The 25,053-nt window shown below is 69.8% G+C and carries 23 protein-coding genes; 10 read left to right on the top strand and 13 right to left on the bottom strand.

The window, feature by feature from the left end:
• Nucleotides 1-92 precede the first annotated feature (92 nt).
• Both IFR14_RS00720 and IFR14_RS00725 read left to right on the top strand, forming a co-directional pair.
• Nucleotides 93-1,505, top strand: coding sequence for an aminopeptidase P family protein (locus IFR14_RS00720; protein ID WP_191939934.1), 1,413 nt, complete (start codon nucleotides 93-95; stop codon nucleotides 1,503-1,505).
• A 131-nt stretch (nucleotides 1,506-1,636) separates the two neighbouring features.
• A complete protein-coding gene (locus IFR14_RS00725; protein ID WP_191941195.1) occupies nucleotides 1,637-3,115 on the top strand; it encodes a SulP family inorganic anion transporter in 1,479 nt (492 codons plus the stop codon).
• Nucleotides 3,116-3,136: 21 nt separating this feature from the next.
• Here IFR14_RS00725 and IFR14_RS00730 read toward each other — a convergent pair whose 3' ends face one another.
• Complete coding sequence (locus IFR14_RS00730; RefSeq protein ID WP_342365612.1) at nucleotides 3,137-3,481, bottom strand: type II toxin-antitoxin system PemK/MazF family toxin; 345 nt, start codon at nucleotides 3,479-3,481, stop codon at nucleotides 3,137-3,139.
• Nucleotides 3,478-3,735 (bottom strand): CopG family ribbon-helix-helix protein, encoded by a 258-nt coding sequence (locus IFR14_RS00735; protein ID WP_159876470.1) that lies wholly within the window; start codon nucleotides 3,733-3,735, stop codon nucleotides 3,478-3,480. Before IFR14_RS00735 ends, IFR14_RS00730 begins: the two co-directional genes overlap by 4 nt.
• 201 nt (nucleotides 3,736-3,936) lie before the next feature.
• Here IFR14_RS00735 and IFR14_RS00740 point away from each other — a divergent pair, with 201 nt between their 5' ends.
• On the top strand, nucleotides 3,937-5,022 hold the full coding sequence (locus tag IFR14_RS00740) for an NYN domain-containing protein (RefSeq protein WP_079704288.1): 1,086 nt from the start codon (nucleotides 3,937-3,939) through the stop codon (nucleotides 5,020-5,022).
• Nucleotides 5,023-5,113: 91 nt separating this feature from the next.
• On the opposite strand, the gene IFR14_RS00745 is transcribed toward IFR14_RS00740, so the two are convergent.
• Nucleotides 5,114-6,397 (bottom strand): M18 family aminopeptidase, encoded by a 1,284-nt coding sequence (locus IFR14_RS00745; RefSeq protein ID WP_191939936.1) that lies wholly within the window; start codon nucleotides 6,395-6,397, stop codon nucleotides 5,114-5,116.
• Nucleotides 6,398-6,460: 63 nt separating this feature from the next.
• Here IFR14_RS00745 and IFR14_RS00750 point away from each other — a divergent pair, with 63 nt between their 5' ends.
• Together IFR14_RS00750 and IFR14_RS00755 are read left to right on the top strand one after the other, a co-directional pair.
• The gene (locus IFR14_RS00750; protein ID WP_342365613.1) at nucleotides 6,461-7,825 is read left to right on the top strand and encodes an LssY C-terminal domain-containing protein; all 1,365 of its coding nucleotides are present in this window, start codon (nucleotides 6,461-6,463) and stop codon (nucleotides 7,823-7,825) included.
• Nucleotides 7,822-8,319: a ribosomal maturation YjgA family protein gene (locus tag IFR14_RS00755; protein ID WP_124767802.1), complete on the top strand. Its 498-nt coding sequence runs from the start codon at nucleotides 7,822-7,824 to the stop codon at nucleotides 8,317-8,319. Before IFR14_RS00750 ends, IFR14_RS00755 begins: the two co-directional genes overlap by 4 nt.
• A gap of 8 nt (nucleotides 8,320-8,327) precedes the next feature.
• Here IFR14_RS00755 and IFR14_RS00760 read toward each other — a convergent pair whose 3' ends face one another.
• From IFR14_RS00760 to IFR14_RS00770, 3 genes are all read right to left on the bottom strand, one after another.
• Nucleotides 8,328-9,545, bottom strand: a complete 1,218-nt coding sequence (locus IFR14_RS00760; RefSeq protein ID WP_191939937.1) for a DUF429 domain-containing protein — start codon at nucleotides 9,543-9,545, stop codon at nucleotides 8,328-8,330.
• 125 nt (nucleotides 9,546-9,670) lie between these two features.
• The gene (locus IFR14_RS20590; protein ID WP_342365614.1) at nucleotides 9,671-11,221 is read right to left on the bottom strand and encodes a S1C family serine protease; all 1,551 of its coding nucleotides are present in this window, start codon (nucleotides 11,219-11,221) and stop codon (nucleotides 9,671-9,673) included.
• A 143-nt stretch (nucleotides 11,222-11,364) separates the two neighbouring features.
• Nucleotides 11,365-11,946 (bottom strand): TetR/AcrR family transcriptional regulator, encoded by a 582-nt coding sequence (locus IFR14_RS00770; protein ID WP_229939165.1) that lies wholly within the window; start codon nucleotides 11,944-11,946, stop codon nucleotides 11,365-11,367.
• 93 nt (nucleotides 11,947-12,039) lie between these two features.
• Here IFR14_RS00770 and IFR14_RS00775 point away from each other — a divergent pair, with 93 nt between their 5' ends.
• Nucleotides 12,040-12,663, top strand: coding sequence for an NAD(P)H-dependent oxidoreductase (locus IFR14_RS00775; protein WP_137242957.1), 624 nt, complete (start codon nucleotides 12,040-12,042; stop codon nucleotides 12,661-12,663).
• Here IFR14_RS00775 and IFR14_RS00780 read toward each other — a convergent pair.
• On the bottom strand, nucleotides 12,638-16,171 hold the full coding sequence (locus tag IFR14_RS00780) for a TM0106 family RecB-like putative nuclease (RefSeq protein WP_191939939.1): 3,534 nt from the start codon (nucleotides 16,169-16,171) through the stop codon (nucleotides 12,638-12,640). The genes IFR14_RS00775 and IFR14_RS00780 overlap by 26 nt on opposite strands.
• Nucleotides 16,172-16,385: 214 nt before the next feature.
• Between IFR14_RS00780 and IFR14_RS00785 the strand changes: the two genes are divergently transcribed.
• Nucleotides 16,386-16,778, top strand: a complete 393-nt coding sequence (locus tag IFR14_RS00785) for a (deoxy)nucleoside triphosphate pyrophosphohydrolase (RefSeq protein WP_124767808.1) — start codon at nucleotides 16,386-16,388, stop codon at nucleotides 16,776-16,778.
• 18 nt (nucleotides 16,779-16,796) lie between these two features.
• Here the strand turns inward: IFR14_RS00785 and IFR14_RS00790 are convergent, their stop codons facing one another.
• From IFR14_RS00790 to IFR14_RS00800, 3 genes are all read right to left on the bottom strand, one after another.
• Complete coding sequence (locus IFR14_RS00790; RefSeq protein WP_124767809.1) at nucleotides 16,797-17,672, bottom strand: hypothetical protein; 876 nt, start codon at nucleotides 17,670-17,672, stop codon at nucleotides 16,797-16,799.
• A 109-nt stretch (nucleotides 17,673-17,781) separates the two neighbouring features.
• Nucleotides 17,782-18,615: a siderophore-interacting protein gene (locus IFR14_RS00795; protein WP_124767810.1), complete on the bottom strand. Its 834-nt coding sequence runs from the start codon at nucleotides 18,613-18,615 to the stop codon at nucleotides 17,782-17,784.
• Between the two features lie 63 nt (nucleotides 18,616-18,678).
• Nucleotides 18,679-20,157, bottom strand: coding sequence for an MFS transporter (locus IFR14_RS00800; RefSeq protein WP_124767811.1), 1,479 nt, complete (start codon nucleotides 20,155-20,157; stop codon nucleotides 18,679-18,681).
• Nucleotides 20,158-20,293: 136 nt separating this feature from the next.
• Here IFR14_RS00800 and IFR14_RS00805 point away from each other — a divergent pair, with 136 nt between their 5' ends.
• Complete coding sequence (locus IFR14_RS00805; RefSeq protein WP_158596626.1) at nucleotides 20,294-20,929, top strand: uracil-DNA glycosylase; 636 nt, start codon at nucleotides 20,294-20,296, stop codon at nucleotides 20,927-20,929.
• Between the two features lie 98 nt (nucleotides 20,930-21,027).
• The gene (locus IFR14_RS00810) at nucleotides 21,028-21,240 is read left to right on the top strand and encodes a hypothetical protein (protein ID WP_079704298.1); all 213 of its coding nucleotides are present in this window, start codon (nucleotides 21,028-21,030) and stop codon (nucleotides 21,238-21,240) included.
• Between the two features lie 72 nt (nucleotides 21,241-21,312).
• On the opposite strand, the gene IFR14_RS00815 is transcribed toward IFR14_RS00810, so the two are convergent.
• The 3 genes from IFR14_RS00815 to IFR14_RS00825 form a co-directional block, all read right to left on the bottom strand.
• Nucleotides 21,313-22,770, bottom strand: a complete 1,458-nt coding sequence (locus IFR14_RS00815) for a catalase (RefSeq protein ID WP_191939940.1) — start codon at nucleotides 22,768-22,770, stop codon at nucleotides 21,313-21,315.
• Nucleotides 22,771-22,885: 115 nt separating this feature from the next.
• The gene (locus IFR14_RS00820) at nucleotides 22,886-23,332 is read right to left on the bottom strand and encodes a Fur family transcriptional regulator (RefSeq protein ID WP_191939941.1); all 447 of its coding nucleotides are present in this window, start codon (nucleotides 23,330-23,332) and stop codon (nucleotides 22,886-22,888) included.
• A 156-nt stretch (nucleotides 23,333-23,488) separates the two neighbouring features.
• Nucleotides 23,489-24,100, bottom strand: coding sequence for a TetR/AcrR family transcriptional regulator (locus IFR14_RS00825; RefSeq protein WP_064294065.1), 612 nt, complete (start codon nucleotides 24,098-24,100; stop codon nucleotides 23,489-23,491).
• Between the two features lie 119 nt (nucleotides 24,101-24,219).
• On the opposite strand from IFR14_RS00825, the gene IFR14_RS00830 reads away from it, so the two are divergent.
• Entirely contained in the window at nucleotides 24,220-24,993 is a 774-nt protein-coding gene (locus tag IFR14_RS00830; RefSeq protein WP_124767815.1) for a lysophospholipid acyltransferase family protein, read from the top strand.
• Nucleotides 24,994-25,053: the final 60 nt, after the last annotated feature.

Raw genomic sequence — 25,053 nt, forward strand, 5'->3', positions numbered from 1 at the left:
AAACGCCGGATCAGACGGTACGGCCGAGATGTTCCGGTGGCTCCGGGACCCGCAGCTTGACGGCGTCCACCTCGGGTGGCTTACTGATCTCCATGTGTCCAGACAGCCTGCAGTTCCGCGACCCCCGCACCCAGCCACTCCCCCGGGACGACGCGTTCCGCGAGTACCTCGCGACGGGCTGGGGCGCAGTGGACCGCTCCGTCGACCTCGCCGAGGGTGCCGGCGCAGCCGCCGGGCGTCACCGCGACGTCGTCAGCGCGCAGTTCCCCGGCCAGTGGCTCGCGGTCACCGCGGGACGCGCCGTGACGCGCGCGAACGACACCGAGTTCCCGTTCCGGCCCGACAGCGATTTTGTGTGGCTCACCTCCTGTCAGGCGGAGGGCTCGGTCCTCGTCATGCAGCCGACCGCCGGTGGGCACGACGCGACGCTGTACCTCGCCGAGCCCGTCGGTCCCGGTGAGGAGGCGTTCTACGCCGACGCCATGCGCGGCGAGCTCTGGATCGGCCCGTCCGCCGGACTCCCCCAGTGGGCGGAGGCGCTCGGCATCGAGGTCCGCTCACTCGAGGTGCTGGAGGAGTCCCTCGCGCTCGTGCCCGCCGACGCGCTCCGCGCAGGCGCCCCGGAACCCCGGGTCGACGGTCGATTCGCGGCGTCGCGAGCGCTCCTCATCGCCCTGTCCGCCGCGAAGCTCGTCAAGGACGACTGGGAGATCGCGCAGCTCCGCGCCGCCGTGGACGCCACGGTCGGCGGGTTCCGCTCCGTGGCACGCGAACTGTCCGCCGCCATCGAGTTCGGCGGCGAACGCTGGTTGCAGTCGACCTTCGAGCGCCACGCCCGCACCTTCGGCAACGGTGTCGGGTACTCGACCATCATCGGCAGCGGACCACACGCTCCCACGCTGCACTGGACGCGCTGCGACGGTCCGGTCCTCCCCGAGCACCTCATCCTCATGGACGCCGGTGTCGAAGCGCGCTCGCTGTACACAGCCGACGTCACGAGGACCTTCCCGGCGAGCGGGTCCTACACCGCGGCCCAGCGCGAGGTCCACGACCACGTCGAGCGGGCCCACCGCGCCGCGATGTCACAGGTCGGCCCCGGCCGGTCGTTCATCGACATGCGGAACACGGCCTACGAGCAGATCGCCACGAGCCTCCGCGACCTCGGCATCCTGCAGGTGTCGGTCGACGAGGCGATGTCGCCGAACGGCCAGCAGCACCGCCGCTACCTGCCGAGCGGCACCGGCCACCATCTCGGACTCGACGTGCACGACTGCGCCCGCATCGGTGACGAGCGGTACCTCGACGGGCCGTTGCAACCGGGCGCCGTCCTGACGGTCGAACCCGGCCTCTACTTCCACGCGAACGACCTCACCGTGCCGCCGGAGCTGCGCGGTATCGGCGTCCGCATCGAGGACGACCTGCTCGTGACCGCCACCGGCCACGAGGTCCTCTCCGCAGCACTCCCGATCAGCGCGGACGGTCTCGAGGCCTGGTTGCGGAGCTGACCGACGGTTCACAACTCAGGACGGTCGCCGCGTGTCGCGACGCGCCCCTGCGGCACCAGCAGCGACTCGCCCGGTGCGTCCTGCGTTGCGAACGAGCCTAGGCTTGCACGGTGAGTCAGCCCGACGCCCCCATGCGCACCGCCGTCCGCCCGAGCCCGGGCGTCATCGCGACCCTGCGGAACCCCAGGGCCTTCAGTGTCGAGATCCTCGCCGGGATCGTGACGACGCTGGCGCTCATCCCCGAGGTCATCTCCTTCTCGATCATCGCCGGCGTCGACCCGAAGGTCAGCCTCATCGCCTCCGTCGTGCTCGCCATCTCGATGTCGATCCTCGGCGGGCGTCCGGCGATGATCACGGCCGCCGCGGGAGCCGTCGCCCTCGTCGTCGCGCCGCTCGTCAAGGAAAACGGCGTGGAGTACCTGCTCCCCGCCGTCATCCTCGCGGGCCTCATCCAGATCGTGTTCGGCGTCACCGGTCTCTCCCGGCTCATGCGGTTCATCCCCCGCTCGGTGATGATCGGGTTCGTCAACGCGCTCGGCATCCTCATCTTCGTCGCCCAGGTCCCCCACCTGCTCGGCGTCCCGTGGCTCGTCTACCCCCTGTTCGTCATCACGGTGCTGATCGTCCTGCTGCTCCCCAAGCTCACCACCGCGGTGCCGGCGCCGCTCGTCGCCATCGTCGTCGTCACCGCGATCACGATGATCGCGCACGCCGCCGTGCCGACCGTCGGCGACCAGGGCGACGTCTCCGGCGGCCTCCCCGGCCTGACCGCGCTGCTCGTGCCGCTGAACCTCGAGACGCTCGGCATCATCTGGCCGACCGCGCTGAGCGTCGCGTTCGTGGGGCTCATGGAGACCCTCCTCACGGCGAAACTCGTCGACGACATCACCGACACGACCTCGTCGAAGGGGCGTGAGTCGTGGGCCCTCGGCGTCGCCAACATCCTGGCCGGTTGGTACGGCGGGATCGCCGGCTGCGCGATGATCGGTCAGACGGTCGTGAACGTCAAACTGGGCCGAGCTCGGACGAGGATCTCCACCTTCGTCGCCGGCGTCTTCCTCCTGCTGCTCGTGACCGCGCTCAGCCCGGTGATGGCGCAGATCCCGATGGTCGCGCTGGCCGCCGTGATGATGATCGTCGCCATCAAGACCGTCGACTGGCACAGCGTGCGCCCGGCGACCCTGCGACGGATGCCGATCCCCGAGACGGTCGTGATGGTGGTGACCGTCGCGGTGGTCGTCATCACACACAACCTCGCAATCGGCGTCGCTGCAGGAGCCGTCCTCGCGATGGTGCTCTTCGCGCGGCGCGTGGCCCACGTGATCCGCGTCCGCCGGGTCCTCGCGGACGACGCCGCCTCCGTCCGCTACAGCGTCATCGGCCCCCTGTTCTTCGGCAGCAGCAACGACCTGGTCGAACAGTTCGACTACGCGGCCGATCCCACTGACGTCGTCGTCGACTTCACCGCCTCGCAGATCTGGGACGCCTCGAGCGTCGCCGTCCTCGACGCCGTGCAGGAGAAGTACGCCGCACACGGCAAGCAGGTCGTGTTCACCGGACTCGACGAACGAAGCTCGGCGTTCCACGGAAAGCTCACCGGCCACCTCTGAGCCGATCGCTCCGGCACCACCTCAGAGGTGCAGCACTCGCCGGAGCCCCGCATCCAGATCCAGTGACAGGGTGACGGGAACCCTCCCGGCGGCCGGACCGAGGTCGTCCTCATCGAGGGTGAGCAGCTGCGTGGTGTTCACGACCGAGTCCTTCGGCAGGCCGGAGGCCGTCGCAGGGAGGAACACGTTGCCCGGGAGCTCGGCGAGCGCCGTGTTCGACGTGACGACCGCGATGATTACGGTCCGGAGTGCGCTCCGCGTGTAGGCGTCATGTTGGACGACGACGACCGGGCGCCGACCGGCGGGCGCACTCCCCCGTCCGCGAGGGCCGAGATCGACCCACCGGATGTCACCGCGGCGGATCACCAATCGTCTCCGGCAGTGAGTTCGGCAAGGCGGTCGCGTCCGGCCGCGGCGACGCCCCGTGCTTCCTCCGCTGAAGCGACTCCCGCACGCCGCAGCGCGGTGTCCACTGCGTCAGTGAGACCGGCGGCATCGGTCTCGTCGAGATACCGACTCGCCGCCGCCGCGAAGAATTCGGACCGGTTGACACCGAGCTCGGCGGCGCGAGCCTCGACGCGGGTGAACAGTTCATCAGGCAACGAGATGGCGGTCTTCACAGGTGAGAGTATAACCGGGTATAACTTGGGTTGCGACCCTGGGCTGAAGATGTCGACGGCGTGACTGGGCATGCGACCACGGTACGCAGCCCAGGTCGGTCACGGCCTGGCCGGCGCAGCGGCGGTGGAGAGGAGCCCCGCAAGCCGGGCTGTGGAGGACTGAAGTCGCCGATTCGCGGGCCACCAGAGGATGATGGAGTCATGGCAGAAACCGGAACGCCCAGAGTCGCGGTCTACATCGACTTCGACAACATCGTCATCTCGCGCTACAACCAGCTCTACGGGAAGGCGGCGTTCAGCCGGGATCGCGCGCGGTCCCACGTGCCCTCCGCCGCACCCGAAGGCGACGAGATCTCCGAGCGCCTGCAGGCCGCTCGCGTCGACGTGGGCGCCATCCTCGACTACACCTCGTCGTTCGGGAACATCGTCATCAGCCGTTCCTACGCCGACTGGTCCGAGCCGGTCAACTCCGCGTATCAGAAGGACCTCGTGGACCGTGCGGTCGACCTCACGCAGATGTTCCCCACGACGAAGGCGATGAAGAACGGTGCCGACATCCGCCTCGCCGTCGACGTCGTCGAGGACCTCTTCCGCCTCCCCGACCTCACCCACATCGTGATCGTCGCCGGTGACTCGGACTACATCTCCCTCGCGCAGCGCTGCCGACGCCTCGGTCGCCACGTGATCGGGATCGGTGTCGCCGGTGCGACGAGTCGTGCGCTCATGGCGGCGTGTGACGAGTTCTCCGACTACGACGACATCCCCGGGATCGTCCGGCCGGTCGTCACGCGCACGCCCCGGACCCCTGCCGCCGTCGAGAGCACGGCGGAGGTCTCCCCGGAGGAGGCGCCGAAGTCCGCGCCCAAGTCCGGCGGGCGTCGTCGCGCCTCGTCCGGGTCCACGCCGACGGCCGAAGCGCCGGTCGCCCAGACACCTCCCCGCATCGGCGGCCTCTTCACTGAACCGGTCTTCAGCCACCGCGACGCCGACGACCTGGACGACACCGACGAGGAGACCGCGGACCCCTCCGGCCCCGACGCACAGCGTGCGGCGACCGAGCTCCTCGTGCGGGCGCTCCGCCTCGTGCACGCCAAGAACGACGACGAGGACTGGCTGCTGAACGCCGAGGTGAAGAACCAGATGATCCGCATGGATCCGGCGTTCAAGGAGAAGCCGCTCGGCTACCGCTCGTTCAGCGACTTCATCAACTCGCGCTCCGACCTCGTCGAGGTGAACCCGGACGCGAGCCCCGACGGACGTCGTCTGCGACTGCGCGAACTGGGCTGAGGCCGGCCCCGCAGCCGGAGATCAGCGCCGCAGCAGGACCGTCCGCCTTCGGGCGTCCTGTTCCCGCGCGGATGTCCTGCTGCGGCGCTGCTCAGGCGCCTCGGAAGAACGCCTGGACCGCTGCACTCAGGGCGGTCGGATCGTCGATGTGGCACAGCTCGCGGGCGGAATGCATCGACAGCAGCGGCGTCCCGACGTCGACCGTCCGGATGCCGAGCCGTGTCGCGGTGAGTGGACCGATGGTCGAGCCGCACGGCACCGTGTTGTTCGACACGAAGTCCTGCGAGGGCACACCTGCGGCGGCGCAGCTCCGGGCCCACAGTGCGGCCCCGAGGGCGTCGGTGGCGTAACGCTGGTTCGCGTTGATCTTGAGCAGTGGCCCGCCACCGGCGATCGGACGGTTGGCCGGGTCGTGGCGCTCCGGGTAGTTCGGGTGGATCGCGTGGCCGGCGTCTGCTGACAGGCACCAGGAGGCCGCATAGGCCTGGAGCCGTTCGGACGTCGTCGCGCCCAGCGATGCGCCGATGCGGGTGAGGACGTCGTCGAGGAACGGACCGCTGGCACCGGACGTCGAGGCCGAACCGAGCTCCTCGTGGTCGAAGGCGGCGAAGACCGTGATGTGTCCGGCGTCGTCCGTCGCTCCCCCGTCGCTCGCGGCCAGCAACGCCGCGAGTCCCGCGTGGACCGAGGTCAGGTTGTCCATGCGTCCGGCGGCGAACAGCTGACCGTCGAGACCGAATCGCCGAGGCTCCTGGGTGTCGGCGACGAGCACGTCGTACCCGGCGATCGCGGTGGGGTCGACACCTGCGATCGTCGCCAGGTGCGCGAGCACGTCGGCGTAGGCGAGGTCGCCGACCCCGTACACCGGCTGCAGGTGGCGCTGGCGATCGAGGACGAGGCCGTCGTTGACACCTCGATCGAGGTGCACGGCGAGCTGCGGGATGCGCAGGAACGGACCGGTCCGGACGAGGTGCACGGTGCCGTCGAGCGTCACCAGGCGTCCGGCGAGTTCGAGCTCGCGGTCGAGCCAGGAGTTGAGGAGCGGTCCCCCGTAGACCTCCACGCCGGCCTGCAGCCACCCGTGAGCGCCGGTCGTCGGCTTCGGCTTGAGTTTGAAGCTCGGCGAGTCGGTATGCGAGCCGAGGATGCGGAACGGCGTCGTGGCGTGGGCCTGCTCGGGCTGCACCCAGGCGATCACCGCGCCCTCGCGTTCGACGAAGAACCGGCCGGCGCCGCCGTCCCAGGACTCGGTCTCGAGCCGCCGGGTGAAGCCGGCCGCCGTGAGGCGCCGAGCACTCTCCGCGACCGCGTGATACGAGGTGGGCGAGGCGACGATGAAGTCGGCGAGGTCGGTGATGTGGGCGACGGAGTCCATCCCACCATCCTCCCACCACCCACGCACCCGGCACGTGGATGCACCAGGCCCTACCCTGGACGGGTGACGAAGACCCGCAGCGACCTCATCGGGCCCGCAAGCGGCCTGTCCGAGGATCGTCGCGGACGGATCGCACGCATCGTCGACGGTTGGTTCTTCGCCTTCGGCACGGCGGCGGCCGTCTTCCTGGCGTACGTGCTGCTCACCGAGGCGTTCGCCCGCGGTTGGGCCCAAGCCTGGTTCATCCTCGTCATCTACCTCGTCATCGCCTACCTGATCCTCCCCCGCCTGCACACCGTGCTGTCGCGCGTCTACCTGCCTGACTACTTCATCGGACGCACCCGCACGCGCGAGGGCATCCTCGGTGATCCCGTGAACCTCGGCCTCCGAGGTCGGGAGGAGCAGATCCACATGGCGATGCTCTCGGCGGGCTGGACGCTCGCCGACGACCTCGGCCTGCGCGCGAACCTGCGGATCGTGACCTCGACGCTGACCAGGCGCAGCTACTCCGAGGCACCCGTCTCGTCGCTCTACCTGTTCGGTCGTCCCCAGGCGTTCTGCTACCAGCAGGAGGTCGACGGCAGTCCGGGGAAGCGGCACCACGTCCGGTTCTGGCCGACCCCCGAGGGCTGGCTGCTCCCGGGCGGCTACCAGGCGGATTGGCTGGCCGCCGGGACGTACGACAGATCGGTCGGCATCAGCGTCTTCACCCTGCAGGTGACCCATCGGATCGCCGACGACGTCGACGACGAACGCGATCACATCGTCGCGTCGATCGCGGCCGCGGACCTCGGGGCGTCGACGTCCGTGATCGACAACTTCTCCACCGGCTACCACTCGCGGAACGGCGGAGGCGACGCGATCGTCACCGACGGCGACCTGCCGATCATCGATCTCAGCGCCGTGGTCGTGCCGGCGGCGGCGACCCTGCCGGCCGCCGACGCTCCCCCGACGCGCTCCCTCATCCGGGCCGGCGACCCGCGGCCCCTGGACACCACCGTCGGTGTGGTCCTTATGGTCGTCGCGGCACTGTCCACCGTGCTCTCCGGTGTCCTCCTGGTCTCCGATTGGAAGCAGGTCATCTCGGAGGCCCGCGCGACGGCCGCGACGGCCGACGACGTCGTCCTCATCCCGTGGGTCGTCGGAGCCGTGCTGGCCCTGTCGGCCGTGGTGACGCTCTGCTACCTCGTCCTCGCCTGGCGGGTCCATCGGGGAGGCAACCTCGCGCGCCTGCTCGCCATGACCTTCAGCTCGACGTCCATCGCCACCCTCGCCGCGAGCTATGTCGCCGGCGCCGGCGGATTGACGCTGCAGACCAACCTGATCGGCTTCGCGGTCGACTGTTCCATCATCCTCGCCCTCTCCGGAACCGAGGCCCGTGACTGGGCCCGCGGGCGACAACGACGCACCCGGAGGACGAAAGCATGACCGACGCACCCGACCAGACGGACGAGGGGCCACGCCCCGCCACCTCGCTCAAGCGCGCGCTGCTCCTCGGCGCAGCCATCATCACGATCGTCGCCGGGCTGACGGTGCACTGGTCGGTGGCAGCGGCCTGGGCGAACCCCGTGACCAACGCGCTCTACACGGTGCTCGTCGCGCTCCTCCTGGCCTTCGCCGCCCCACGGCGTCCGCTGTGGCAGATCGCCCTCGGCGCGTTCGGCTTCTCGGCGGCGATCGAGTGCTTCCAGGCCACGGGCGTGCCGGCCGCACTCGCGGACCAGTGGCCGCCCTCGGCGCTCGTGCTCGGCACGACGTTCATCCCGACGGACTTCATCTCCTACGCCCTGGGCGCGGCGGCGTTCCTGTTCCTGTCGCTCGCCATGTCGCTGGTGATCCGTTGGGTTCGCAACGACATCCTCGAACGACGCGCACGGGCGGACCGGGCGGCGCGGCGCCGATCGGACTCAGGACCCGCCTGACGGGTGCCCTAGCCGCGAGTCGTCTCCCCGTACTGGACGTGCTCGAGGTCGAAGACGGCCTCCGCCAACGCCGACCTCGCCGCTTCGAACTCGACGTCGTCGGGGTGGCCCACCACCCGTGCGTGCTCGAGGTGCCAGGTGGCACTGCGCAGGAGTTCGACGGTCGTCGGAGCGGGGGAGGGCGCTCGCGTCGAGGCTGCGGGTGACGCGTCGGCGTTCGCCGCTCCGCCGGGGACGAACTCGATCGTGTTCGATTCCGCCGGAGCGTCGTCCTGAGCGTATGCCTTCTTCTTCATATGTCCTTCATCGAGGTTGTGAACTGTTGTGGCTTGCGGCGCGACGGGCTCCAATGGTGGCGAGGATGCCAGTCCTGGACAAGAAGTGATATATGCCGACAGCGGAATGTCCGGCTTGGGGCGCTGTTCGGGTCGCGCCACCGCGAGGAGCGTCGGAACACGCCCACGGTCGTCCGGAGCATCCGAGGCACCGAGGACCTGGAACCGTTCGAGCCCCCAACGGGACCAAGCGGATGCCGTCCACGCGCAGATGGCCGCGTCGATGAGGTCCTCGCGGTGCTTGTGCGCCGACTCCTTCAGCGGCGACGGTTCCGCGACGAGGAGCGCCGTCACCGGGTGGGTGTCGAGGTCGAGTGGCGGAGTCGCCGAGGTCAGCGCCTGCAGGCGCGAGATGAGGTCGTCACAGACCTCCGCGCGGCGTCGCCGTCGCTCGGCGACGGGGAGACCGGGGTCGAGGCGCTTGTAGCGGGGCCGCGCATCCGGATACCCGAACTCCTCGGCACCCACCAACGTGGTGTGGGGATAGGCCTCGAAGAACACGACGGCATCCGCCGCCGGCGTGCTCAGTCCGTCGAAGTACTGGAACCCCGCCGCCTCCAGCGCCGTGAAGAGCGCGACACCACCGAGCGCGGGCAGGCCGAGGTTCGACGGGTAGGCCGAGACCTGCCAGCGCCCGTACCGCTGCCCGACCTCACGTTCACAGAGACGCATGCCGGTCTCGTTCTGGACGAGCAGAGGGGCGTCGACTGCGATCACGGCGCCCGGTGAGGCGGTGGCGACGATCCAGGCGACGACGGCGTCGATGCCCACGGCCCACCCGGCCTCGATGACCGTCCCGGTCTCGTCGATGCACACCAGTCCCGACTCGTTCGCGGCGCGGGAGCCGGTCCCCTCGCCCCAGGCGAGGTCGACTCCGAGGAAGCGGGTCACGAGCGGTTCCTTCCGGTGGACGCGGCGAGGCACCGCCTCCCGAGCCTACTGGGCAGACGTCGACGACTCCTCGGATCCGGCGGCGGGCCGGAGGTGAGAAGTCGTCGAGCGTCCCGAGCGCGCGATCAGCCGACCGGGCCCTCGATCAGCGTCACGTCAGCGGTCTGGGAGGTCCCACTCGCCGTGGTCCAGGTGACGGAGACCGTCTGGCCGGGCTCGAGCGTGGCCATGGTCGCCGTCAGGGTCTGAGCGGAGTCGATGGCGGCACCGTTGATGCCGGTGATGACGTCGCCGGCTGCGAGGCCGATCGACGCCGCCGGCGTGTTCTCGATCACCGAACCGACCACGGCACCCGGCACGGTCTGGGCTGCGCCGGACGCGGCCAGCCCGATCCCGATGAAGGCCGGGTAGCCGATCGAGACGGTATCGGTCTCGACGCCGGTGCGGATCTGGTCGACGATGGACAACGCGTCGTCGATCGGGATGGCGAATCCGTCGATGTCGGTCCCACCGGAGGAGGCAGCGGTGTCGACGCCGACGACCTCGCCCTCCGAGTCGTAGAGCGGCCCGCCGGAGTCGCCCGACTGGATGTCCGCGTCCGTCTGGATCAATCCGGTCAGCTGCTTGCCCGCCCCGGTCGCCTCATCCTGGACCGTGATGTCCTGCTCGAGGGCGGTCACGGACCCGTCCGCCGCGCTGGGCGTCCCACCCGTGCCTCCCGCGTTCCCGACCCCGGTGACGGCGTCACCGACGGCTGCGCCGCCGTCGTCGTCGATCGTGACGGTGTCCAGCCCTGAGGCGCCGTCGAGCTGCAGGAGCGCGACGTCGTTCGTGGCATCCGTCCCGACGACGCGTGCGTCGTACTTCTCTCCGGTCGCCACGACGGTGACGACGATGCTCGTCGCTCCCGCGACGACGTGGTTGTTGGTCAGGATCTGGCCATCGGCGGTGAGGATCATCCCGGTTCCCGCGGCGGCGGCCCCCTGGTAGGCCAGCTCGGTGTCGATGTCGACGACTCCCACGGATTCAGCGGCGGTGGCACTCCGGGTGTTCGCCGTCGCGGCATCCGGCGTCGCCTGCTGCGGCCCAGGCTGCCCACCGGGAGCGCGGAAGCTCTGACCGCCGTCGTCCGGCACCGTCTCCATCACCTGTGAGGAGGCGGCGACGCTCTGGAACGCGCCGGCCGCCAGCGAAGCGAGGCCGAGGCCACCGGTCACGAGGGACACGACCGTGGCGGCCGTCGCAGCGGCGATGATCCAGCCGATGGGCTGCTTCTTCGCGGGAGTACCCGTGGTCGACAGCGGCTGAGGGATCGTCTGCTGTCCGTACGGTTGGGGCTGCCAGGTGCCGGAGGGCGCGTACTGGCCCTGGCCGGCGGCGTACGGTCCGTACTGACCCTGCGGGCCCTGGTGATGACCGGGCCACACTTGACCGCTCGTCGCGTGGGGAGCCGTCGCGTAACCGAAGGGCGTCGTGGGCTCGCGTCGTTGACCACCCGCGGCCGTGTTCCCGGGGTAGCCGGCCGGGGGAGTGACGTCCACACCGGGCTGGGGCTGGTACGAGCCGGTGGGCGGCTGGTACGGATCGAGAGCGGGGGACGACTGTGGCGTCTCCGCCGCTCGAGTGCCGTCCGTTGGACGCGGCTCAGGGCGTTCTGGGTCTGGGGTGGTGTTCACGGGGATTCCTCTCGGCGGGGGTGCTGAGATCATCTGACTCCCGCAATCCGAGTGAATCGTCTGGTTCGACCATGAACGACCTTTGAGCTTCCCGACCGTTTCCCGGATGACGATCGTGTACAGGCTCCATGCGAGACGCCACCTCAGGGTCGCGTGAGCAACGCCTCCAGCGCAGGGCGGGCCGCTGCCTCGGAGATGTGTCCGGCGACGACGAGTTCCGCGAGCCCGTGGACCGCCGCCCAGACCGCCGTGGTCAGGGCGGCGATGACCTGCGGCTCGGCGCCGGGGGCCAGCGACGCCGTCGTCTCGGCGAGCAGCGCCTCGACGCCTCCGATGAGTGGCGCCATAGCCTCACTCGGTGAGCCGGGGACACAGACTTCGGGGTCGTAAATCAGGCGGAACCGCTCCGGGTGCTGCGCCGCGTAGTGCACATACGTCGAACCGATCCGGACGGCCGCCTCCCGTGGGTCTCGACCCGCCGTCGCCTCCCGCTCTTCGCGCATGGCGTCCAAGAGCTCGGCCATGCCGCGTTCACTCAGCCGCTTCAGGAGCGCGGTCCGGTCGCCGAAGTGGTGGTACGGCGCGTTGTGACTGACCCCGGCACGGCGTGCGACCTCCCGCAGGCTCAACGAAGCATGGCCCTGCGTCCGCATGAGTTCGAGTGCAGCGTCCTCGAGCGCCGGCCCGAGGTTGCCGTGGTGGTACGTCGTCGTCGATCTTGACACAAGCAACATCGTACCCGTAGAGTCGGTTCCAGCCGGAAGTGGACAGTGTCCAGATTCTTGGCACTGTCCAGACCTACAACTGTTGGAGAACTCATGCCCGCCCTCGTCATCGACGGACACCCGAACCCCGGGTCCCTCTGCGCCGCCCTCGCCACCAGCTACGCGGAGGCGCACGGCGACGCCACCGTCCTCGCCGTCCGCGACCTCGCGTTCGACCCGAACCTCCGCCTCGGTTACACCCGCCGTCAAGACCTGGAACCCGACCTCGAACGGGCGTGGGAGCAGATCCTCGCCGCGGACCACATCGTGATCGTGGCTCCGGTCTGGTGGGGATCGATGCCCGCACTGCTCAAGGGGTTCTTCGATCGCCTGCTGCTGCCCCGTCGCGCCTACCGGATGAAGTCCAACGGCCTCCCTGAGGGGCTGCTGGCGGGCCGTACCGGGCGGGTGATCGTCACGTCGGACTCGCCCTCGTGGTACCTGCCGCTCGTCGGCGACACGACGGTGAAGCAACTCCGTACCACCACCCTCCGGTTCTGCGGGATCAAGCCGGTCGCCGTGAACCGGTTCGGTCGGGTGAAGGATTCGACCGTGGAGCAGCGTCAGCGGTGGCTCGCGAAGGCGGCGCAGAACGGTCGCACCGACGCGGCGCGACGGAATCCTCGCCCCTCCGCAGCCCCGGCGGAGCTGGTCAGTGGCCGTCGACCAACCGGATGAAGGCACTGAGCTCGGCCACGCCCTCCGGCGTGACCGGCAGGTACTCGGTGAGCGCGGGGGAGTGCACGAGGTACGCCGCCCACTGGGCGCGGGAGATCCCGACGTTCAGTCGGTTCTTCATCAAGAGGAACGACATGCCCCGCGGGACGTCGGCGGGGGAGGACGCGGCCAGCGACACGATCGCGATGACGGCCTCCTGACCCTGGAACTTGTCGACGGTCCCGACGCGCACCCCGTCGAACCCGGCCGCGTCGAGCGTCGCTCGGACGACGGCGACGTGGGCGTTGTAGGGACAGACGACGATGATGTCGGCCTCGCCCACCGGGTCGTCGATGCGGCCGGCATCCGGATCGGTCCAACGGAGCCCGATGCTCGACCGGACGAGCTCGGCGACGCGGTCGGCCTCCTCCTGCGAACTCGTCGCGTTTCCGACGTGGTGGACCGGGACGACGTGCAGTCCCGGCGCACGACCCTCCAGACGCCGCTTCGTCGTGGCCGCTGCTGAGCGCAGCTCGCCGCCGTACGACAACCGCGAGACCGGCTCGGTGACCGCGGCATCCATCCGCCAGGTCTCGTGGAGGAAGTAGCCGAGTTCCGGAGGGAGGACGTCGCGACCGTCGGCCACGAATCCGAGGGCCGAGGTGTCGATCGGTTCGGGATGCGTCCCCTGGCTCACCTGCGGCAGCTGCTGCGGGTCGCCCAGGAGCAGGAGGTTCCGCGCGGCGACGCTCGCCGCGATCGTGTAGGCGAGCGAGAACTGACCGGCTTCGTCGACGACGAGGAGGTCGAGCGATCTCCGGTCGAACCGGTTGGGGTTGCTGAAGTCCCAGGCCGTCCCGCCGATGACGAAGCCGCCGGTCTGCTCGGCCATGAACGCGCCATGACCATTGGCCGGGAGGACCGTGTAGCCGCGCTCAGCATCCGGGTCGGCACCGGATCGTAGGGTCTTCGCCACGAGCGCGGGGGAGAGCCCCGCCTTCACCACACGCTCGAGGAGGTTCTCGACGACGTCGTGCGACTGCGCCACGACCCCGATCCGCCAGCCGTGCTGCTGCACGAGGGCCGTGATGACGTGCGAGGCGACGTAGGTCTTGCCGGTTCCGGGCGGCCCCTGGACGGCGAGCGCCGAGTCGTCGAGGTCGAGCAACGCGGCGGTCACGTCCTCGATCGTCCGCCCGTCTCCGCGGTGGGGGAGCGGCTCACCCGAGCTCGTGCGGGGCGGCCGTCGCCGCAGGATGTCGACGACGCCGTCGTCCGGCCACCCTGGAGAGGCGTCGAGGACCGCTTGCCCCCACTCGGCGATCGCGTCGACCTGTGTTCCGGGTCGCGGGGGAGGAGACGGCGTGAGCGCGACCGGCAGCTCCGTGTAGGGCTCACGATCCGTCTTGAGCGTCTCCTGGATGAGCAGGGAGTCGTCGTCGACCTCGAGGACCGTGATCTGCCCCGCCGGTCGCGAGCCGGGCTCGGCGCGGGGGAGCGTGTACGGTCCCGGGTGGTCGTAGACGGCGAACGGGTCGGCGCCGACCTTCACACTGCTGCCGGGAGCCCATCGGCCGCGGAGTCGGACGTGACGGCGGTCGCTGCGCTGCCGTCCCTCGCGGAACCAGTCGCGCTCGACAATTCCCGAGGTGACGGTGAAGACGTTCCGGGTGTCCTCCCATTCGTCGCGCGCGGCGATGAGTCGGGAGAAGTGCTCCTGCCAGAACGATTTGTGCTCACGCCGGTGGTAGTCGATGGCGGCCGCCGCGAGCGCATACGCGGTGGCGTCGTCGGAGCGTTCGGGGTCGAGGGGGTCTCCGGCCAACGCCGTCAGCGCGTCGTGGAGCGGCGTCGGTTCGTCCACCAGGGGCTCAGGTGCGTCGGTGACGAAGGTGCCCGGCAGCACGCCCCGTTCCGCACCGAGGTCGAGCAACCAGTTCCGCAGCCGACGGGTCGACTCGCAGTCGTACGCGTTGTACTCGGCGATCTCGGCGAGCTTCCGTTCGCCTTCGGCGACGAGCTCCGGGTCGCCGCTCCGACTCAGCTCGCGCGCCTCCGCGTAGGCGGTGATGGATGCCGCGGCGTCGGTGACGTCGCTGTCGCGGTGGTCCTCACCCATGTAGAGCGGCTCGAGCTTCTTGATCGAGTACGACCGCGATCCGACACGCACCGTCTTGCGGACGAACGGGTAGAGGTCGAACAGCACGGCCTCGCGGAGGAGGTCGTCGATCGTGTCCTCCCCGACCCCGTGCCGGGCGGCCAGCGAGAGCAGGTGCGTCCGCTCGTAGGCGGCGTAGTGGTACACGTGCATGCCCGGGAACTCGGCACGGCGGGCGGTGAGGTAGGCGAGGAAGTCGATCAGGGCCGTGCGCTCCTCATGGAAGTCGTGCGCCCACCAGGATCGGAACCGGCCGTCGGTGTCGACCAGGCCGAACAGGTAGTCGATGCCCCACCTCGTGCGGTCGCCCCGTCGGGAGTCGCCCGGCTCGCCCTCGGTGTACAGCGGGTCGCCCTCGAAATCGAAGAAGACGTCGCCCGGATCGGGTTGCGGCAGGAGCCCGAGCGCCGCGGCGTCGTGCACGCGGAACGCCGGCACGCCGGCGGCGGGTGACGGCTCGAGCTGCAGGTGCGCCTGCTCGCGCAGCGCAGCGAGCGTGCTCTCGGCGATGCCGTCGACCGTCCCGCCGGCGCCACCCGACGGCCCGTGCGGCCCTGGTCGCTCGGTCGACCCGGTGAGCGTGAGCGACGCCAGATCGTCGATCGTGGCGATGCCGGCCGCCAGCAGGCGGTCGCGCTGCGTCAACCGGAGCCCGGCCACCAGCAGGACGTCGCGTGAGGCTGTGATCTCGGCGTCGCACCACGCGCATCGTCCGCAGACGCTGTAGCGCTGATCGCCCCAGGCCACCGGGGCGTCGGCTTCGAGCCGTTCGGCGACGATCCGCAGCAGGCGCGCACGGCGGCGACGGTACACCGGCAGGATGTCGGCCACCGCGTGGGTGCTGACGGTGCCGTCTCCCAGGATGAGGTCGACGTCGTCGTCGACCGGGATCCCGGCCGTCTCCAGCTGCTCCACGTAGGCGGCGAGCTGGAGGAGGGCGGTCACCTTCGGTGAGCGCGCGAGTTTGGTGTCCTGCACGCGATACCGGCCGTCGGGCCGGCGCACGATGAAGTCGGCGAAGCCGATGAACGATCCGTCGAAGAACGCGGCCTGGAAGACGACCGGGGCTCCGTCGCGGAACGCCGTGATCGTCGACTCGACGGCTGCGGCGAGCGCCACCGCGTCTCGGACGTCGGGGCGGTCGAGCTCGACGACGCCGGTGCCGAACTCGGCGCGGTACGACTCGAGGACGCGCAGCTCGTGCTGGTCGCCGAGCTTGGAGGTGCGCATCAGCATCTCGTCCTCGGGCTCGACGATCGGTTCGATCCGACCGAGCTTCGCGTCGACCGTGCGCAGGAAGGCGAACTCGCAGTAGGAGGCGTTGGAGAGGTCGCTGGCGCTCGTGATGGCGGAACCGTCGAGGAGGAACATCGGTGCGGTGGGTGCCTTTCGAGACGACTACTGCGGGGGCTGGTCCGCCTCCGATCGCTGTCAGTCTGGCACGCACCACCGACCACGGCGCCGCCGCGGGACGCAGGCTGTCGTCAGCCGAGGGGGAGCCGTCTGTGGAGCGGCGTCGGGCACCCTCAATCCCGCGTCCCCTAGCCTGGACAGCGACCACGACGCCACGGGACAGGAGCGCATGATGACCACCACGATCCAGGTCGTCGCGGGTGTCGCCTCACAGGACGACACCGTGCTCGCATGTCGGCGGGCACCCGGGCGGGCGTCCGGTGGACTGTGGGAGTTCCCCGGCGGCAAGGTCGAGCCCGGCGAGCAACCGCAGGACGCGCTGGCTCGTGAGCTGCGCGAGGAGCTCGACGCCGACGTCGCTGTGGGGGCGCTGCTGGACCGCTCCACCGTCACCGTGGGCGAGCTCGTCATCGACCTCGCCTGCTACGAGGTCGTCTTCCGAGGGGCACCCCCGGTCCACAGCACGGACCATGACGAACTGCGCTGGGTCACCCGCGAACAGCTCCTCGGACTGGACTGGGCGACCCCCGACCTCCCGATGGTCAGGCGACTCACCGCGAGCTGACCCCGGAGACGCGGCGTGTCAGTCGGCCGCGTGGAGCGGAATGCGCGCGAGCGTGCGTCCACTGAGCACGAGATCGTCGTTGGTCGAGGTGATCGCCAGCTCGGTGACCGTCCACTCGAACAGGGTGACGTCGCGCCAACGCTCGAGGAATGCGGCGAGCGCCGCGGTCTCGGCAGCGTCGAGCTCATCGCGGAAGTGGTGCAGGCCCACCCCGACGAGCGGTGATGGACGCCCACCGACGGCCCGCTGGATGGGGCCGAAGGCGTCCGCGATGGCGGGGAGGTAACAGCGTCCGCGGTTGAAGCCGCCGATGACGGGGCCCGCCAGCCTGACCCGGAAGGGCGTGAACGCGCCGACGCTCGTCCGCAGCCCGTCGAGGAACCCGGAGTCCGCATCGATGGAGGAGAGCGTCGCGTGCAAGCGGTGGGCGCGTCGGAGCTCGATGCCTCGTGCGAGTTTGGGGGCGAAGGGTGCCGAGGCGAGATCGGCCTCGTAGCTCAGGAAGATCGGATCGACGAACAGTCGTTCGATCGGGACGGGGACGACGACCGCCAGGCGCGCCTCGGCGTACCGCCCGCCACGGTAGACGCCGTCAGGACTCGCCGCGAGCGCGAGCGGGTGGTCGGCGTCGATCAGGGGGAGCTGGGCGTACCGGTAGCGCTCGTCGAAGGTCAGGGCCTCACCTGGTCGGAAGGTGGAGCGGACGACGTCCCAGCTGCGGAGGGCGTCGTGCGAGTGCGACGACGTGTCCGCAGCGCTCGAGGCTGTTTCGGGGACATCGACCTCGAACGCCCGGTCGGCGGATCCACCGGTCACCGTCCGGATCAGACCCGTCGCGACGCCGGTCGGCAGCGCGCCGATCGTGTTTCCGGTCGCACCGGCGGGAGAAGGCATGTCGTGAGGTTAGTGGAGCCGTCAGCCCAGCGCGTCGGGGACACCCCGAATTCGGGCGATCGACCCAATTAGCGGCGAGGTCGACCAGAACGCCGACACCAGCGGCCGATCAGTGCGCCTTGCCGGCCTTCCAGTAGCCACAGAACATGACACGGTCCTTCGGCATGCCACCACGGACCCAGAGCCGACGCACGTTCGCGGCCAGGGACTGCTCTCCGACGACCCATCCGTAGCACGGGCTGGGCGGCACGCCGAGGGCCGTCGCGGCCGCCAGCGCCGCTCGTCCAGGGATGTCGTGCGGATCCTCTCGGACCACCCATCGCAGCTCGACCCCGTCCGGGACTCGCACGTCCTGCGCGTCGGCGGCGGAGGGGATCTCGACGATCGCCGTCCCGACGGTCGACGCCGGAAGCGAGGTCAGGATGCCTGCGACGGCGGGGAGTCCGGTCTCGTCCGCGACCAGCAGCACCCGGTCGACGTCGGCCGGGAGGTTGAACATGCGCCCCTCGTCCAGCAGTGCCACCGCATCGCCCACCTCGCATGACTGGGCCCAGCTCGCCGCAGGCCCCGCAGTCCCCTCGGCGGCCGACCCGTGGATGACGAAGTCGACGTCCAGCTCCGGCCCGTCGGGCCCGTCGCGCCGGAAATCCCGCACCGTGTAGTTCCGGAGCACCGGTCGCACGGACTTGGAGATCGCGAGGTACTTGGCGTAGGCCAGCATGTCGAGCTTGGTCGGCAGCCGCTCGAGCCCGCCCTCGGAGACCGGGATGAAGAACCGGAACCACTGGTCGTAACCGAGGAACGTGAAGTCGGCGATGTCACCGCCACCGAGGGTGACCCTGGCGATGTTCGGCGAGATACGCGAGCGGCGGACGACCCGCAGCGTGAGGAGTGTCGCCGCCTCGGGTTTGATGCGCGCCGTCTCGGCATTCGTGCGAGCCACTCGAGCCCCTTCCTCCGGCGGCTCCGGCGGCCGCGACTGAGGCTACCCTAACTCAGGTCACCCTTACTTGGAGGATTCGGGTGCGACGGCGTTGACCTTCCGCGAACGGGTGTCGAGCAGCGCGAAGACGAGCGCCACGACGACGAAGCCGATCGTCACGAGGGTGCTGTTGCGGTACGCGTCGTGATAGACGTCGAGCGAGGCGCCCGACGCATCGCCGCCGTTCTCCGAGTACACGGTCGCGTAGAAGGTGGCCGTCGCGGCGGCGAGCCCGACCGCGGTGCCGATGCGCTGGCCGAGCTGACCGATCGATCCGGCGACACCACCGGAGGCCACGGGGATGTCCGCGAGCATCAGCGTCTGGTTGGGAGAGATCACCGCGCCGCCGCCGATGCCGGCCAGGAGCATCGCGGCACCCATCGCGTACGGCGTGATCTCCGGGGGCGTGATGAACGCGAGGAGCGAGTTGAGACTGAACCCCACCACGACCAGTACGAGCCCACCGACGACCAGGGGGCGTCCGAGGCGGTCGACGACCCGCCCGCTCAACCACGAGCTGACGGCCGAGGCGAGGGCGAAGGGGATCGTGATCATGCCCGCGAAGACCGGCTCGAGCCCGAGCCCCTGCTGCACGAACAGCGTGAGCGTGAGGAAGGTGGCCGGCATCGCCGCGAAGTACGTCGTGGAGATCAGGACGCCGTTGCGGTAGCTGCCGAGCTTGAACAGGGAGAAGTCGACGACGGGTGTCTTCCCGGCGCGTTGGTAGCGACCCTCCCACCAGGCGAAGAGGCCGGCGAAGACGGCGAACGCGACCAGCAACCACCAACGCGCCGGGTCGTCGCCCGGGGAACCGGTCGTCAGGACGAACGGCAGCATGAGCGACAGCACGGCGAGACCGAGGAACACGATGCCCACCGGGTCGAGCGATCCGGCACCCGCCTCGTGCGGCTGCTGCTTGGGCAGCAATCGGGCGGCGATCGGCAACAGAATGATCGCGAGCGGGACGTTCATCCAGAAGAGCAGGCGCCAGCCGTCCTCCGGGCCGCCGATGGCGATGAGCAGACCGCCGAGCGTCGGTCCGAACGCCGTCGAGAGGCCGATGATGGCTCCGAAGAGCCCGAAGGCGCGGCCGCGCTCCTTCCCCACGAACAACTGCTGGATGAGCCCGATGACCTGCGGCATCAGCAGACCCGCGGCGATGCCCTGGAGGATCCGCCCGCCGATGAGGATGCCGACGCTCGGTGCGACGGCGCACGCGAGACTGGCCGCCCCGAACACGCTCAGGCCGATCATGAACATGCGACGCCGCGAGTGCAGGTCGCCGTAACGCCCGGCGGGCACGAGGATGAGACCGAAGGCCAGGGCGTACCCGGCGACGATCAGCTGCAGGGCGGTCGGGCCGGCGTCGAGCGCCTGCTCGATCGACGGCAGTCCGACATTGACCTTCGAGAGGTCGAGGATCGTGAGGGCGGCGACCGACACGCAGATGGCGAACGCGCGCCACTTCGTCCGGTCGTCGGGGGCGGTTCGCTCGTCAGTCATCCTGGCCAGCCTAGGCCCGCGTCAACCCGGGCCACGCCGGCTTGACGGGCACGGATCCGCCGTCCTGTGCAGCATCTTCACCCTCAGAACCGGCTCAGACGATGACGGGGCAGCCGTCACGGGCTACGCTCGGAAGATGCATATGGATGCCCCTCGCGGGCTGCAAGACCCCGACGAACTGGCCGAACGACACCGCATGCTGGCCGAGTCGCCGGCACTCGCGCCGCTGCGCGACTGGTCGGACGCGATGATGACCCGCCGAGGACGGCGGCAGGCGGACCTCGTCCTCCCGCTCGTCGACCCGGCCGATGCGGCCGTCAACGCGAAGACACTGATCCTCCTCGACGCCCCGGGGACCCTGGCCCCCGACAGCCTCGACGCCCCGGGATCCGGCTTCGCCTCGGTCGACAACGACGACCCGATCGCCGAGAGCCTCTGGAATCTGCGGAACGACATCGGCTTCGACGACGTCATGGTGTGGAACATCGTCCCGTGGTACCTGAGCGCCGGGCGGAAGAAGCCGAACGCGCCCGAGGTCGCTCAGGGAGCGATGGAACTGCGTGCCCTCCTGCCCCTCCTCAAGAACCTGCGCGTCGTCGTCCTCTGCGGACCCCACGCCCAGGACGGTTGGTGGAAGCACGTCGAGCCCCTGCTCGGCAACACCTACAGCGCCTTCAACGCTCCGCACCCCTCGCCGTTGTCCCTGAAGCAGCCGGGTCGTCGTGAGGAGATCGAGAAGGTCTTCGCCCGCGCCAAACAGGTCGCCGGCTGATCACACACCCCGTTCCGCAACCCCCTCGCCCGTCGGGCGAGGGGGTTGCGTGCATCTGAGGCCTCGTTAGGGTCGATGGACGAGGAGAGGAGCATCACATGGACATCGGCACCATCGTCATCCTCGCCGCGCTCGTCCTCCTGGCGATCGCGGCCGTCTGGTACGTGTCACGGCGAGACCGCGCCGCGCGCTCGGCCGACGAACACCATTCGCACGACAACGACGCGGAGGTCGAGCGCGAACGCGCGAGAGGCCTGGCCGAAGGCACCGGCGGCGTTCCGCGCCGTGGTGGCGGCCCGATGGGCGTCTGAACCCACGAGATCGCAGAAACGGTCGCCATCCGCAAAGGATGGCGACCGTTTCCGCGTGTTCGGCGGTGAGCTCTAGACGAGCGGCGGGAGGCCGGCTGCGACGCGCGCGCCCAGCGTGCCGTCGACGGCGGTCCAGTAGGCGATGACCCGCGCACGGAGCTCGGGGCGCGTCACCTTCGAGACGTGGCCGATGATGTTGCCGACGAGACGGTCGCGGGCGGCGTCGTCGAGCACCTCGCGCACGAGGGTCCCGGCCTGGCCGAAGTCGTCGTCCTCGGCGTGCAGCGTCGCGGCTGCCCGCACGAGCTCGCCGTCGGACTGCCAGCCGTTGGATTCAGCGGCACGCGCAGGGTCGGCGTGGGCGCCACCGACCGAGTTGGGTGCGTAGACCGGCGCGTCCGCGTCGTTGAAGGTGTAGCGCATGGCGCCTTCCTTCGAGTACGTGTGCATCGGCGCGTGCGGCGCGTTGACCGGCAGCTGTGCGTGGTTGGTGCCCACGCGGTAGCGGTGTGCGTCCGCGTAGCTGAAGATGCGGGCCAGGAGCATCTTGTCGGGGCTCGCAGCGATTCCGGGGACGAAGTTCGACGGCGCGAAGGTCGCCTGCTCGATCTGCGCGAAGTAGTTCTCCGGGTTGCGGTCGAGGGTCATCTTGCCGACCTCGATGAGCGGGTAGTCGCTGTGCGGCCAGACCTTGGTGAGGTCGAACGGGTTGAAGCGGTAGCCCGCGGCGTCGGCGTAGGGCATGACCTGCACGGAGAGCGTCCAGCTCGGGTGCTCCCCTCGCGTGATGGCCTCGGAGAGGTCGCGAATGTGGAAGTCGGCGTCCTCGCCGGCGATCTGGTCGGCCTGGTCCTGCGTGAGGATCTCGATGCCCTGGTCGGTCTTGAAGTGGTACTTCACCCAGAACCGCTCGCCTGCGGCGTTGACCCACTGGTAGGTGTGCGACCCGAAGCCGTCCATGTGGCGCCAGGAGCCCGGCAGACCGCGGTCGCCCATGAGCCAGGTGACCTGGTGCGCGCTCTCGGGGGAGAGCGTCCAGAAGTCCCACTGCATGTCGTGGTCGCGCAGGTGCGAACCCGGGAGACGCTTCTGCGAGCGGATGAAGTCGGGGAACTTGATGCCGTCGCGGATGAAGAACACCGGCGTGTTGTTGCCGACGAGGTCGTAGTTGCCCTCGCTCGTGTAGAACTTCAGCGCGAAGCCACGGGGGTCGCGCCAGGTGTCGGGGCTGCCCTGCTCACCGGCGACGGTGGAGAAGCGTGCGAGCATCTCGGTCTCGACGCCCGGCTGGAACAGCGCGGCGCGCGTGAACTGGGAGACGTCACCGGTCGTGACGAACCGTCCGAACGCACCGCCGCCCTTGGCGTGGACGACACGCTCCGGCACCCGTTCGCGGTTGAACTGCGCGAGCTTCTCGACCAGGTAGTGGTCGTGGAGCGCGATCGCTCCGTCTGCGCCGACGCTCTGGGAGTGCTCGTCGCTCGCGACGGGTGCTCCGCTGTTGGTGGTGGTGTAGCTGGTCTCGGACATGTCTCTCCTCGAGGGTGGGGCTGGTCGGACGGTCGGATGGATTCAGCACTGCCACCTTGGCGGTGACAGCTGACGATCGGCATGGAGGTGCCGTCGAGTGGTCTGTGGAACGGCGTCAGGCAGCATCCGCCTGGCACGCGGGGCATACGCCCCAGAACGTGATCTCGGCCGTGTCGATGACGTACCCAGCCGTGTCGTCGGGGTGCATGCATGGCGCCGCACCCTGCGTGCAGTCGACGTCGACCACGGCGCCGCACGAGCTGCACACCAGGTGATGGTGGTTGTCGTCGACGCGCAGCTCGTACCGGCCGGGATGGCCGTCCGGTTCGATCCTGCGCACGAGACCGGCTGCGACGAAGGCGTTGAGCACGCTGTACACGGCCTGTGGGGAGGTCTGCGGGGCTCGCGGCTTCAAGGACGCGACCACCTGCTCCACATCAGCGTGCGGTGTCCGGGCGAGGATCTCGAGGACGGCGAGGCGTCCCGTGGTCACCCGCAGCCCGGCTGCCCGGATCTTCGTGTTGAAGTCGAACGTCGCCGACTCCACCTCCAATCCGTTCATGCAGCCACCGTACCGAGTTGTTTTGAATTAGTCAAAATAAGGACTTCCCCTCCGCGTTGTCCCGCAGCCACCCCAACTCTAATATCAGATATGAGTTGTGGACCGATGGATGACGCCGGATGTGGAGAATTCCCGGTCACGGCGGGGGAGCGCGGGCTACAGCTCGACGGTCAACAGGGGCCGCAGCGAACGTCGGGTCTCCTCGGCCATGTCCACCGAATCACGGTCGAGCAGCCACTGCAGCTGGAGACCGTCCATCATCGCGATGAGCATGCGTGCCGCGCTCGCAGGCTCGACGCCGGCCACCAGCTGGCCCTCGCGCGCCATCACCTCGAAGGAGACGGTCATCCCGTCGATCAACCAGCTGTACCGCCGGACGAAGTGCTCGTGCGCCGGGTGGTCCGGTGAGGTCGCCTCGGCGGACAGGACGCAGTGGAGCTCGACGAGACCGGGGACGCGCATGTTGTGCTCGACGAGGCGGAGGAGCCCGCGGATGCCTTCGATGCCGCTCCCGATCTCGATGCCGGACTCCTCGCGATCCCGGTCGTCCCGGAAGTCGAGGATCGCGGCGAGTAGATCGTTCTTGGTCGAGAAATGGTGGAGGAGGCCGGCCTGGCTCATGCCCACGCGCTCCGCGACCTCGCGGAGCGATCCACTGCGGAACCCCTGCTCGGCGAAGACGTCCATCCCCGCCTCGAGGATCTCCCGGCGTCTCGCCGCCGTCTTGGCGTAACTGCCGCGGGAGCGGCCCGTCTGCGTCACCGTCATCCTGCGATCGTATCGGGCGTGCGGTCCGCCGGCGAAGGGTTCCCGAGGCGCCCCTAGCCCGGTCCTTCCCCAGGTGTCCAGCCCGGTACTTCCCCAGGTCCCTGTCGTACGGTGTCGCCATGAGACGCCGCATCGAGCCCGTGTACGACACCGCCGTCGGTGTCGGTCGCTCCCTCTTCGGCTTCTGGCGCCTGCGCCGTCACGCCACCGGCATCGAGCACCTCCCCGACGAGGGGGGCGCGGTGGTCGCGATGACCCACTTCGGGTACCTCGAGTTCGCACTCGTCGAGTGGGCGACCGTGCTCCACAACCGCCGCCGTATCCGCTTCATGGCCAAGCAGGGTGCCTTCGACCAGCCCATCGTGGGCCGTCTCCTCCGGAGCATGCGGCACATCGCCGTCGACATGCGTGCCGGTGCGGCCGCCTATGCCGACGCCGTCGCAGCGCTCCGCAGCGGCGAGCTGGTCGGGGTCTTCCCCGAGGCCGGTGTCAGCGCCTCGTTCACCGTCCGCGAGCTCAAGTCGGGCGCGGTGCGCCTCGCGCAGGAGGCCGGCGTGCCGATCATCCCCGTCGCGGTCTGGGGCGGTCATCGCCTCATGACGAAGAACCACCGGGTCGGCTTCCGCGAGCGGTTCGGGGTCCCCGTGCACTTCTCGTTCGGCGAGCCGATCATCGTCGCGCCCGGTGATGACGTCGGCACGAGTACCGAGCAGCTCCGCGACCGTCTGCAGGGCATGGTCGACGAGCTGCAACGCGACTATCCCGTCGATGGGACCGGGGCGTGGTGGCAACCTCGCGCCCTGGGCGGAACGGCTCCCACGCCTGCCGAGGCTGCAGCCGCCGACCTCGAACGCGAGCGCCGACGTGAGGCGCGTCGGCAGACGGCGAGCTGAGCGCACGTCCGCCGCGGTCTATCCTGTGGAGGTGCCACCTCTGACCTCGTCGACCCACCC

It is taken from the genome of Plantibacter sp. CFBP 8775 (genome assembly GCF_014839505.1).
GTDB lineage: Bacteria > Actinomycetota > Actinomycetes > Actinomycetales > Microbacteriaceae > Plantibacter > Plantibacter auratus.